This window comes from Dysgonomonas sp. ZJ279 (genome assembly GCF_011039205.1).
Lineage (GTDB): Bacteria > Bacteroidota > Bacteroidia > Bacteroidales > Dysgonomonadaceae > Dysgonomonas.
Genome location: NZ_JAAKEL010000002.1, coordinates 193,557 through 206,681, shown reverse-complemented (window position 1 = coordinate 206,681; position 13,125 = coordinate 193,557). Strand labels below are relative to the sequence as shown.

Genomic DNA, 13,125 nt, shown 5'->3' with positions numbered 1-13,125 from the left:
TTACTAAAATAAAAAAAGCACCTGCAAATACTTGCAGGTGCTTTTCTGTTTAGAATGATTATCTTATATTTCTTTTTTCAGATTTGTTTCGAGCAATTCGGCACAAAAGCGGATATATTCTCTGCATGGTTTTTTCTTGAGAGGAGTAGGGCAGGCTTCGAGACCTAACAATTGACTACAAATAATAGATCCGTTTTCTTGTGTGAACTTATCTGCAAGAAGTTGTACTGTGTCGTAGTTCCTCTTTTTACCTTCTCTGTCGCGAGGTATAGATGTGCCGGTCTTTAGTCCTGCAACCATAAACATACCCGATACTGCTCCGCAAACATTGCGCATGCCTCCCATTCCTCCACCAAATGAGGTAGATAATTTAAGTGCTGTATTTCTCTCTATATCGAACAAATCAGCGTAAGCGACAAAAACCGACTGGGCGCAATTGTAGCCATTATCAAATAACTCCAATGCTTTATCTATTCTATTTTCCATGAAAACTATTGTTATACAAATATAATAATATGTATGTTATGTATATAGAAAAAATTATCATAGTTTATTTTAACAATAAATATTGCTGAAGGGTTATTTATGAATACGATATGTATTATATTTGATATAATATTTTCTGAACCTCAGTAGAATATATCCTATATAACTAACTGTTAACCCAATAAATAATAATATATGAAATTTGGAAGTATATACCTATGTATAGCTTTTATGGCTATTTTATCATTGCAAGCACAAGTTTATAAAAATCCCAAAGCTTCGGTAGAAGATCGTGTAAACGATTTAATGCAGCGTATGACCCTCGAAGAGAAAATAGAACAGATGGGTATGACCAGTTTAAATGATTTTGTCAATAAACCCGGAGTCTATGGTGTCTGTGAAAGTCCTTTCGTCGGTTTGGATAAGGTAGCCGATTTATCGGCTAAGGCTAAAAAACATGGGCGTGAGAATACTCGTCTAGGTATTCCACCTATTCAGATCGCAGAATGCTTGCATGGAGTATTGGCTTATGGGGCAACAATCTATCCGCAGGCTATTGCACAAGGTAGCACATGGAATCCGCAACTTATCGAAAGAATGGGTTCGGCAATTGCAACAGAAGCTTCGGCTGCCGGTGTCGATCAGGCTTTATCTCCCTTATTCGACTTGATAAGAGATGCCCGATACGGTAGAAACGAAGAATGTTATGCAGAAGATCCTTATTTGGTTGGGATAATGGGTTCAGCCTTTGTTACAGGTATGCAGGGTCGACCCGAACAAACAAAGATAGGTATACCTGCCGGGAAAGTGATGTGTACAGCAAAGCATTTCGCAGGATATAGTGTTCCGTGGGCTGGGATAAATTTAGCTCCGGCATCGCTTGGCGAGCGCGAATTGAGGACTTTACATTTGACTCCTTTCGAGATGGTGGTAAAAGATGCGAATGTATACTCTGTCATGCCTTCTTACAATGAGGTGGATGGGGTACCGGCTCATGCAAGTGATTTTTTGTTGAATCAGGTACTGCGCAACGAGTGGAAATTTGAAGGATATGTTTTTTCCGATTACGGTAGCGTATCCCACCTATATAACTTCCATAATATAGCTAAAGACAGACCAGAAGCAGCAATTCGAGCTGTTCGTGCCGGCGTCGATTTGGAGGCTGCGCGCCCCGATGTATACCCTTCATTGGTGCAGCTAGTGAAAGATGGTAAAATATCTGAAGAATTAGTGGATAGAGCGGTTCGCCGTATTTTGACTGTTAAGTTCAAAGCCGGGTTGTTTGAAAAGCCCTATGCAAATCCGAATGACATAAAGAGCAAAGTACATACACCTGCACATATAGCACTCGCTCGCGAAATAGCTGAGGAGTCTGTTGTGTTGTTGCAGAATAATAATAACCTGTTACCATTAGATAAGAAAAAACTTCGCAGCCTTGCCGTTATAGGCCCTAATGCCGATCAGGTTCAGTATGGCGATTATAGTTATACACGTGATAATAAATCGGGTGTAACAATACTCGAAGGTATCAAAAATGTGGTAGGTAATAATGTGAAAATAAATTATGCTAAAGGTTGTGGTATTACAGACTTAAGCAAAGAAGGTTTTGCAGAAGCCATAAAAGCCGCCGAAGAAAGTGACGCTGTTGTAGTTGTTCTCGGTGAAACAAGTGTTATTCTATCGGGCTTAGGATGGGGAAAAGGTCCTGGTGAGGGCGAAATAGAAGATCCGTTTACAACGGGCGAAGGATATGACCTTACTGACATTAATCCAATAGGAGTACAACGGGATTTGATTCAAGCTGTAGCTGCCACAGGAAAGCCTGTTATTCTTGTATTAGTCCATGGAAGACCATGGAGTATCAAATGGGAAAAAGAGAATATCCCTGCTATTTTAGAGGCGTGGTATCCTGGCGAACAAGGTGGAAATGCTGTTGCTGATATTCTTTTTGGGAACGTAAATCCATCAGGGAAACTAAATGCTACATTCCCTCAATCGGTAGGTCATATCCCTGTTTTTTATGATTATAAACCATCTGCAAAAGGAATCAACAGAGAGCCGGGCAGTCCCGAAAAACCCGGTAGAGATTATGTATTCTCTTCTCCCGACCCGTTATTCTCATTTGGATTCGGATTATCGTATACAACATTCGAGTATTCGGAAATGCAGGTATCTAAAGAGTCTTTTGGAAAAGAAGATTTAAATGTTTCGGTCAAAATAACCAATACAGGTAATAGGATAGGCAAAGAGGTTGTTCAGTTTTATATCCATGATAAAATTGGAACGGTAACGACTCCGGTGATGGCTCTGAAAAGATTTGAAAAAATAGAATTGAAACCCGGAGAAAGTAAAAATGTAACATTTAAATTGTCTTATAAAGACCTGGGATTATGGAACTCGCAAATGCAATATGTTACAGAACCGGGCGAATTTGAATTTATGTTTGCCAAATCTGCCGAAGATGTGCAATGCCGTAAGACAGTGGTATTTACCGATTGATAGATGTAAATTATAATCATAAAAAATTTTATCATAAAAAACGACTGTTTTTTTGTAATTTGAACTATCTTGTGTTTCTAAACACATAATTGCCTAGAAGATGAAAGAGTCGGTATTCAGAGAGGTTACACCGTTGTCAGATCGCGATTGTTTTATGATTTTCTCACGAGTTAAGAGCGAGTTTACTTTCCCTATTCATATTCATGCAGAATATGAACTCAATTTTATTGAGTACGGAAAAGGAGCTAAACGCGTTGTAGGTGATAGTATTGAAGAGATAGAAGATTTGGAGTTAACTCTTATTGCAAGTCCCAGCCTCGAACACGGCTGGCTAAATCACAAATGCGATTGTCCTGAAATTAAGGAGATAACAATCCAGTTTCACGGTGATTTATTTAATGAACACTTGCTGCAGAAAAATCAATTCCGATCTGTAAAAGAGATGTTTGAGAAAGCATCTTACGGGCTGACATTCTCTAAAGAAACGATTCTCCAAATGAAGGATAGATTGTATTCTTTGGCTTCTGAGCACCAAGGTGCACATTCTGTTTTGAAATTGATCGGAATTTTGTGTGACTTATCCCTCTCGAAATCTATGCGGGAATTGTCGAGCCGGGCATTTAATGTGAATGATCAAAAATATGATAGCCGCAGGGTTGAAAGGGTTTATAATCATATGCTTAATAATTACAGAGAAGAAATTAAATTGTCTGATGTTGCCGGCTTGGTGGGTATGACGGAAGTGGCATTTAGTCGTTTTCTGAAGAAAAGAACCGGGCGTAATTTTATAGACTCTTTGAATGAAATCCGCCTTGGGCATGCAACCCGCATGCTGGTCGATTCTACACAAAGCGTAGCAGAAATTGCGATGGATTGTGGCTTCAACAATTTATCCAATTTTAATCGGATATTCAAAAAGAAGAAAGGCTGTACTCCCCGCGAGTTCAGAGAGAACTATAAGGGCTCTAAGTTTTTCTTATAGCATTCAATTTATTTATCTGATTTTATATAAAAAGATTAAGAGCCGAAGGACATATGTTCTTCGGCTCTTAATAAATAATCTCAAAACAATCTACTCAAAATCTTATTTTGCTCTGAATACCCAGAACCATGCTGTGCCTCCCGAACCAACTCCCGGTTCTGGATAGCTTAGTATCATTTTATTATCGTTCAATATTAGTATATCATATTCGTAGACTGGTGCTCCACCTTCATTTGGCGATTTACCACACAAAACTGTAGTTCCTTTTGTTTTAAGTTTCCCTTTTGCCCAAACATTTCCATTGTCATCAAGAGTTACACTCGTCATGAGAAGTGCAAATGACCCTTTTTCGGATGATCCGTCAGATTTCAATTTAGTAAATGCAGCACCGCTGATGGAAAAATCCATACTGGCTCCGGTTCCTTCATTTGCTGCTTGCCCGTTTATATCTCCTATTTTGAGAGTCCACCATGCAGGAGCCTTGTCATTTTTATATCCACCATTACCCCATACCGAAGGTGCAGTTTCATCCCAAACCCATGTTTTGCTACCGCTTCCACATAGATAGCCCCATTCTGGAGGTACAGGAAATGAAAGTTCTTCTACGTTTACAGTAATCGTTTTAGAAATCTGAGATCCATCGCCATTCTGACCTGTAAAAGTGATACTGTTTTCTCCTTTTAATACAAGTAAAACGGTATCGGTTTGCATCTGTGTAGTACCCGTTCCATAATTCCACCATGATAGTACAGGACTATTATTTTTTAGAATTACCTTATTGGAATTTTTCCCATTTACAACAATTGGTGTCGCGGAAATATTTAATTGCTCTGCCGTAATTGCACCGTCCAATGTTTCTCTGGATTCAACAGGATCACAAGCTGTAAGAGAGGTAAGTGCTAAGAGCATGAAATATAAAATTATTTTTTTCATATTGTTTTATTCTTTAATTATCTGAACAATATACTAATTACCAGCCCGGGAATTCAGCATCTGCTCCACCCCAACCTTTATTTTGCGTTAATACGCCATTAGATAGTGCAATCTGATCTTCGGGTATTGCCCAGAATCCGCCTGTCGCTTCGTAACGGGCACGATAGCCACCACCGAATGCTCTCATTGTGGTTTCTAAGCCTTTGTTGTAAACAGTCACACCTTCTTGTTTGGCTAGCATTGCAGCAGCATCTCCCCAGCGCATCAAATCGAAATAACGTAAACCTTCGAATGACAATTCCCAGCGGCGTTCTCTTTTGATAGCATCAAGAGAGTAAGATACAGATGGCAATCCTACACGAGTACGCACTTTATTTAAACTTGTTGCATCTCCTTTCAACTCAGAATGCATTAATAATACATCGGCAAAACGGATAAGTACTAAATCCTGACTATGCGATATGGATGCATTCTCTTCAGGATATCCAAACATCAACATTGTATATGAACCAACCAGGCTGCCATCTTCTTTATGCGCACGTATTGTTGTATATTTCTTTTGCCAATAGCCTGTTTCTTCCATTTGTTTGTCAGCCCCCCAAATGAAGCTTTTAACTTCGGAATTATTGTTCACATTCAGAATAGAAGCTACGCGGCGAATGTCATTGGGTTCAGCTATTTGCCATTCTTTCCATAAGTTGGAGTTAACCGGTCCTGCACCCCATCCCGGTCCAAAAGGATAAGTATCTTCTTCCCCGTTATTGCTACGAAGGCCAAAATGCTGAATATATTGATTTGAATAGCCTGTGTTATCCACACTACCGTCTGAATCCCACGACGCTTTATTAGAAAATTTAACAGCAAATACAGTTTCTTTGTTGCCATCACCTTCCCATTTCAATCCATTCTTTTTAGCATAAGGATAGTCTTTTGCAGTATATTCGTTCGAATAAGGCCAAAGGTTACGGAAATCAGAAGCTAAAGAATGTCCACTATTTGCAATACAGTCGTCCAGCCATGCAGCAGCTTGTGCTTTATCTACACTACCGCCTTCGGCAAGAGGCAGTTCGCCTTTTTGATAATATCCTGTATAGAAAAGATAGACGCGAGCCATCAAAGCTTCTGCCGACCATTTGGTTGCGTGTCCGGAAGTTACAGATGTATATGGTTTAGAAGGCATGAGAGTTATAGCTTGTTTTAAGTCTGAAGCTATCTGAGCATAAATCTGATCAGCCGGAGCCTTTGGTAAATTTTGAACTTCTGTTTTCAAAACTAAAGGAACTTCGCCAAACATTTGAGCCATTTCGAAATAGAAAAGTGCTCTCAAAAAATATACCTCACCATATAATTGGTTTTTTTGGTCTTCACTTTCCCATCCTTTAATATTGTCTAATGTTTCGATAGCAGTATTAGCACGGAAGATGCCTTTGTAGCGTGCAGCCCAGAATGTTCCGAAGCGGCTCGATTTAGTATTCATAAAGTGGTCAAGTCCTTGCATATCCTTGTCATTTTCTCCACCCCCGCCAAATCGGTCATCAGAAGCGAGTTCTGCCATATAGAAATGGGTGTGCGAAGGGTTTGATATCGCTTTGTTCAGAGTAGCATAGATACCCGTAAGCATTTGTTCAGCATCGGTCACATTCACAGGAAAGTTTCCGGTATCCTTTTTTGTTAGATTGTCTGTATCGAGAAAATCATTACAGCCCGAAAGTAAAAGGATTGCTGCTAATGTATATATTATCTTTTTCATCGTTTTCTAATTAAAATTTGAGATTTACACCAATCAAATAAGTTCTTGGGCTAGGATAGAATCCTAAATCTATACCTGAAGCGAAACCGTCGCCATAATCATATCCAACCTCAGGATCCATTCCCGAATAGCTGGTTATTGTAAATAGATTTTGTGCTGTCAGATATAGTCGTGCTTGTCCCAGAGGCATTTTAGGAAATAATCTTTTAAAATCGTAACCTAATGTTATATTTTGCATTTTCAGATAGTCTCCATCTTCGATATAAATATCTGAGATGTATTGCCAATTGGTATTACTACCACTAGTCAGGCGTGGAAGTCTGTTCGATGTACCTTCTCCGTGCCATCTGTCAAATATTTCTGTTGTATAATTTTGTAGCGGACTATCTGCAAACGAACGGTAAGATTTAGCTATTTGATGACCGAATGCTCCTGTAGCTGTAAAGGAAAGATCAGCTCCTTTATATCCGAAATTCAGCGAAAATCCCAATCTTACATCCGGATGCGGATTACCGATCATCACCTTGTCGTCATCTGTGATAAATCCGTCATTATTAGTGTCTACAAACATAACATCTCCCGGTTGAGCTCCTGCCAGTTTAGCAGTAGTGTTAGCAACCTGATCAGCATTCTGGAATATTCCTGCGGTTTTATACCCATAGAAGTATCCAACAGGGAAGCCCACTTGTGCGCGATACATTTCTTTAGTACCTTGACTTAATACATTCTCAGGACCATGAATTATTCCTTCAGTATTATCTATTTTGGTTACTTCATTCTTATTATAGCCAAGATTAAGATTGGCTCCGTATGTAAAGTCCGATACGTTATCGTTCCAGCTTAACCCTAGTTCTAAACCTCTATTTTCAATGTCTCCTCCATTTATAAATGGAGCATTTGCACCATATGAAGCAAGTACGGGAGCTTGTACAAGCCAGTCTTTGGTCTTTTTAGTATACCAATCAAAAGCAACACCTAAACGACTGCCTATGAAACGGGCATCAAAACCTAGATTTAATTGTTCGGATGTCTCCCATGATACCTTATTATTTGCTATTATATCAGGATAGCCTCCGATAGACTGGGTTATCTTGTCATTTCCAAAATAATAATTATTGAAATTATCAAAAGCTACTGTTGATAAGTATTGGAAAGGAATTATATTTTGATTCCCATTTTGACCCCAGCTGGCACGCAATTTGAAGAATTCCATCCAATTAGATGTCGACTCCATAAAAGGCTCGTTTGTTACAACCCATCCGGCAGAGAATGAAGGGAAATAGCCCCATCGCTTGTTAGGAGCAAAATTGGATGAGCCGTCAGCACGTATTATGGCTGTCGCCATATAAGTTTCTTTCAGGTTGTAATTAACACGTCCGAAGAAAGACGCCAGCCGCCCTTGGTCCCAAGGAGATCCAGTTATGCTGGTGCCAGAGGATGTTACACCTCCTGTATTAATTAAATAGGCATGTTTCCAAGATCCTGGGAATATAGAGTTTATATTAGTTATTCCCAGGTTTTCGCCCATACCCCATTTTTCTAACGACTGTCCGGCTAATGCTTCAAAAGAATGAACGTCGTTCAATTTGAATGAATAGCTTAGTGTATTCTCCCATGTCCAGCTATTTCCCTGACTTTGGGTTTGGTTTACCTGATCGCCGGCTTCGTTTGTTGTAGATAATTTGAATGCCGGTCTGTATTGGCGATAGCTGTTAGAGCTCATTTTGTAACCATAGCTACTTCTCAATTTCAAATTCTTTATCGGCTGTATTTCTACATATACATTGGCCTGTAGATTGTGAGTTTTAGATATATTGTGACCGCGGCGGTACTCCATATCGGCAATAGGATTAGCTGTTGCTCCATCAAGATTCCATCCATCAGCTAGTTTGCTATAGTAGTCATAGTATCCGCCATCGCTATTGTATACAGGCATAAGTGGATTTGCAACCACCATATTATGAACATCATTCCAGTATTGATTACCAATACCAATACCTGATTTCTCATTGTATGAATAAGTAACGTTCTCTCCAATCTTTATTACATCAAAACCACTTGCCTTTAGCAGGATATGATCTGAATTGATACGGAAGGTATAGCGGCTATAATTCGGAGCTACAGGTTTTCCAAATATTCCGTCTTGAGATGTGTATGAGAAACCCATAGAAAATTTGGATAATTCCGATCCTCCGGTCAGATTGAAAGCATGATTCTGAGTCAATGCATTCTTGTTGCGAATTTCTTCCAACCAGTTTGTTCCGTTCCATGTACCGTCCATAATTGCGTTATACTGATTGGGAACCAGAGCCGCAAAATCATAAGGATCATTACCTTCATTGAAACGAACTTCGTTCATAACGGTCATGTATTCTTTCGCATTAAGCAGCGATGGCATGCGGTATGCATTTTGCCAGCCGAAAAATGCATCGTAGGTTACTTGTATTTTACCTGCTTTCCCTTGTTTAGTTGTTATAAGGATAATACCATTAGCAGAACGCGAACCGTAGATAGCAGATGATGCAGCATCTTTCAGTACATCTATTGATTCGATATCTGCAGGATTGAGGTTGTTTATGTCACCTCCGGGAATATTGTCGATTACATACAAAGGAGCAGCATCGCCAACAGTTCCTAATCCACGGATATTTACTTTAAAACCTTCGCCCGGCATGCCTGATGTCTGGGTTATATTAACCCCTGGCGCCTGACTTTGTAATGCTTCCAAAGCACTTGTTGTACTCAATTTCTGAAGGTCATCTCCTTTTACCTGGAGGGTTGCACCAGTTACGAGTTTCTTTTTCTGAACACCGTAGCCGACAACTATAACTTCATCAAGATTTTGAGTGTCTTCTTTAAGTGTAACAGGGATTTCTTTTTTATTACCAACTGTAATTTCGTGAGGTATAAATCCGATATAAGAAAAAACGAGTACATTATTTTCGTTCTGTATCTTAATTGAATAATTTCCATCCATATCGGTAAGTGTGCCAATGGTTGTTCCTTTTATGGAAACACTTACACCAATCAGTGGTTCGCCTGTAACATCTTTTACAACACCGGTTATGGTCCGGCCTTCGGCTTGAGTAGATTCTTTTGTGCTCAGATCCGCACTTCTGGCAGAAACACAAGGAAGAACCATCAGTAGGAGTGCGATTACCAGCCCGGAAAGGGTTATAATCTTGGAGCGTGATCTAACATGGTTTAAATTTCTGATTTTCATATTACTAATATGTTTTTGTGAAACCTAGTATCCTACGTAATTGGATATGCCTAGGTTGAATTTTTTAAACAATTCGTACATTTTTTGAAGTGGTAGCCATTTTTATTAGGCAGAAGGGGTCAGTAACAATAAATTAATAAATTTTATAAGTTGTTCTATTCATTTATGATTCAAATTTTATGGTTAAACAATTTTGTCTTTTGTCAATGGTATTATAGTATTGCAAATATACTAGAGTAAAATGTGAAAACACAGATACTTTTTTATCCAATAATAATATTTTCTTTGCAAAAAAGCATCTAATTATTTTATCTGTGATATTTTAACCAAAATAACCCCAATAAATAAAGATAAAATATAAAAGAGGAATCAAGTCGTATAAGCTTCCTTGTATTTTTAACTAAATATCTATATTTAAATGTATTAAAATTAACTGGAGGGTTGGTTTAAATCTATATAGTATTGTATTATTGCGATAATCTTAATCATTATTTAATCGCTATATGTAGCTTATCGATTCTGATTATTCTAATTATGATAAAAAAGTATCACTATCTGATAATAAAATATCAACATATTATTGTTAGTATTGATAAATTTGCAATGTGTTTAGTCTCTACTATTTTAATCAGTAAGGAATCCACCAATAAACATATGTACATACATTTATATAAATATTAACATATTGCTTTTTTATCTTGTTTATTTAATGAAAGACTCTTTACCCTAAAACTAAATATAAAATAAACCATGAAACAACTCCTTTTATTTATAACCTTAACTTTCGCCCTCTTTTCTTGTCAGGAGAAAGAGCTTCCGAATGTATTTGTAAAACAAAAAAGTGGCCACTTTGTTGTCGGCGACTCGGCTTATTATTTTATTGGTACCAATTATTGGTATGGAGCTATCCTTGGTTCTACTGGGCAAGGCGGTAACCGCGAGCGTTTGCTTGAGGAGTTAGATTTCATGAAAGCAAAGGGTATAAATAATCTTCGTGTCCTTGTTGGGGCAGATGGCCCTGCCGGACAGGCGGTGAAGGTTATGCCGACTTTGCAAATTGAGCCGGGCGTATATAATGATACAATTTTTGATGGATTAGATTTTCTTCTTGCCGAAATGGAGAAGCGAAATATGTATGCGGTCCTTTATCTAAACAATAGTTGGGAATGGAGCGGAGGATATGGGCAGTATCTCAATTGGGCAGGAAAAGGCGATGTTCCCGAAGCCGGGGTGCAAGACTGGCCTGTGTTTGTTAACCATGTAGCGCAGTATGCCGATTGCGACAGTTGTAAGACATTATTCTTTAATCATGTAAAAAACGTAATCACGAGAACAAATAGATATACAGGCAAAAAATATACAGACGACACAGCCATCATGTCGTGGCAGGTGGGTAACGAGCCCCGTGCTTTCAGTGATTCGGGTAAACCTGCATTTGCGAAATGGCTAAAAGAGACTACGGCACTTATTCGCTCTTTAGATAACAATCATCTTATTTCGATAGGTAACGAAGGAACTAAAGGGACTGAGGAAGATATGAACCTCTTTGAAGAAATTCATGCTGATCCGAATGTAGATTATATAACAATACACATCTGGCCAAAAAACTGGAGCTGGATTGATATTACTCAGATTCCACAATCGGTGGATACAGCTATTATTCAAACAAACAAATACATTCAGGATCACTTGGTTGTAGCTAGGAAATTAAATAAACCTGTAGTAATTGAAGAATTTGGATTCCCACGCGATAATCATAAATATTCACTGGATGATCCTACAACAGCACGCGATAAATATTATGCAAACATATTTACACAAATAGATAAATCATCAGAAAATAAAGATATTCTAGCCGGTTGCAATTTTTGGGCATGGGGCGGTATCGGTCGTCCCCAACATACGTATTGGCAGCCGTGGGACGATTATGTAGGCGATCCGTCGCAAGAAGAACAAGGTTTAAATTCAGTATTTGACACCGATTCTACGATTAAAGTGATCAAGGAATATGCGAGTCAGATAAATAAAAATAGGTAGTATAAAGTACAAATAAAAAAGTAGAATAATGAACGAATTATTTAAAAAACGTCTGGAGACTGTTACTGCAGAATATGAGAGTTTGGTTACACTCAAAAATGCACCTGTATTACCAGGAAACGGGATCTATGAACGATATAAAAATCCCGTATTAACCGCAGGGCACGCCCCTGTATTCTGGAGATATGATTTATCTCCAGAAACGAATCCATACTTTATGGAGCGTTTTGGCATTAACGGCACATTCAATGCCGGAGCTATAAAATGGCAGGGCAAATACCTCATGGTTGTGCGTGTGGAAGGTAACGACCGGAAATCATTCTTTGCAATAGCCGAGAGTTCTAACGGTATAGATAACTTTCGATTTTGGGACTATCCTATTGTAATACCTGAAACTGCATATCTGGATACTAACGTATATGATATGCGTCTTACTGCGCACGAAGACGGGTGGATTTATGGTACTTTTTGCTCCGAACGCAAAGACCCTAAAGCCCCGAGTGGTGATTTATCGTCAGCGGTAGCCGCAGCAGGTATCGTGCGCACCAAAGATTTGAAAAATTGGGAACGTTTGCCGGACCTAAAGACCAATAGTCAACAAAGAAACGTAGTCTTACATCCCGAGTTTGTAGATGGTAAATATGCTTTATATACGCGTCCTCAGGATGGATTTATCGATGCCGGAAGCGGAGGCGGAATTGGCTGGGCGCTGGTAGATGATATGACAAACGCGGAGGTAAAAGAGGAAAAAATAATAAACTTCCGCTACTATCATACTATTAAAGAATTGAAAAATGGAGAGGGTCCTCATCCGATCAAAACATCGAAAGGATGGCTACATCTGGCACATGGAGTGCGTGCTTGTGCTGCCGGATTGAGATATGTTTTATATCTTTATCTCACCGATTTGGATCAACCTGACAGGTTGATTGCCGAACCGGCCGGGCATCTTATGGCTCCATTAGGCGAAGAGCGTGTTGGCGATGTTTCCAATGTGTTGTTTACCAATGGGTGGATTGCCGACGATGACGGGACCGTCTACATTTACTATGCATCATGCGATACTCGTATGCACGTTGCGGTTTCCTCTATCGATAGATTATTAGATTATTGTTTGAATACGAAGCCTGATGGATATCGTTCGGCTACGTCAGTTCAGACATTGACATCTTTAATAAAGAAAAACGAAATAATACGAAGTTAATAAGTATACGA

General features: G+C 38.9%; 8 protein-coding genes. 4 read left to right on the top strand and 4 right to left on the bottom strand.

Going from position 1 to position 13,125, the window contains the following annotated elements; all coding sequences use genetic code 11:
• Positions 1–63: 63 nt before the first annotated feature.
• A complete protein-coding gene (locus G7Y57_RS04730) occupies positions 64–486 on the bottom strand; it encodes a C-GCAxxG-C-C family protein (protein WP_165021047.1) in 423 nt (140 codons plus the stop codon).
• Between the two features lie 195 nt (positions 487–681).
• On the opposite strand from G7Y57_RS04730, the gene G7Y57_RS04725 reads away from it, so the two are divergent.
• The gene (locus tag G7Y57_RS04725) at positions 682–2,985 is read left to right on the top strand and encodes a glycoside hydrolase family 3 N-terminal domain-containing protein (RefSeq protein WP_165021046.1); all 2,304 of its coding nucleotides are present in this window, start codon (positions 682–684) and stop codon (positions 2,983–2,985) included.
• Positions 2,986–3,085: 100 nt separating this feature from the next.
• On the top strand, positions 3,086–3,967 hold the full coding sequence (locus G7Y57_RS04720; protein ID WP_165021045.1) for an AraC family transcriptional regulator: 882 nt from the start codon (positions 3,086–3,088) through the stop codon (positions 3,965–3,967).
• Between the two features lie 102 nt (positions 3,968–4,069).
• Here the strand turns inward: G7Y57_RS04720 and G7Y57_RS04715 are convergent, their stop codons facing one another.
• Genes G7Y57_RS04715 through G7Y57_RS04705 form a run of 3 tightly spaced genes read right to left on the bottom strand, consistent with a single transcriptional unit; the run spans position 4,070 to position 9,873 of the window.
• Positions 4,070–4,900: a hypothetical protein gene (locus tag G7Y57_RS04715; RefSeq protein ID WP_165021044.1), complete on the bottom strand. Its 831-nt coding sequence runs from the start codon at positions 4,898–4,900 to the stop codon at positions 4,070–4,072.
• A 37-nt stretch (positions 4,901–4,937) separates the two neighbouring features.
• Positions 4,938–6,650, bottom strand: a complete 1,713-nt coding sequence (locus G7Y57_RS04710) for a RagB/SusD family nutrient uptake outer membrane protein (protein ID WP_165021043.1) — start codon at positions 6,648–6,650, stop codon at positions 4,938–4,940.
• A 10-nt stretch (positions 6,651–6,660) separates the two neighbouring features.
• Positions 6,661–9,873 (bottom strand): SusC/RagA family TonB-linked outer membrane protein, encoded by a 3,213-nt coding sequence (locus G7Y57_RS04705; RefSeq protein ID WP_165021042.1) that lies wholly within the window; start codon positions 9,871–9,873, stop codon positions 6,661–6,663.
• Positions 9,874–10,623: 750 nt separating this feature from the next.
• Here G7Y57_RS04705 and G7Y57_RS04700 point away from each other — a divergent pair.
• On the top strand, positions 10,624–11,910 hold the full coding sequence (locus tag G7Y57_RS04700; RefSeq protein WP_165021041.1) for a glycoside hydrolase 5 family protein: 1,287 nt from the start codon (positions 10,624–10,626) through the stop codon (positions 11,908–11,910).
• A gap of 28 nt (positions 11,911–11,938) precedes the next feature.
• Positions 11,939–13,114: a glycosidase gene (locus G7Y57_RS04695; protein WP_165021040.1), complete on the top strand. Its 1,176-nt coding sequence runs from the start codon at positions 11,939–11,941 to the stop codon at positions 13,112–13,114.
• Positions 13,115–13,125 lie beyond the last annotated feature (11 nt).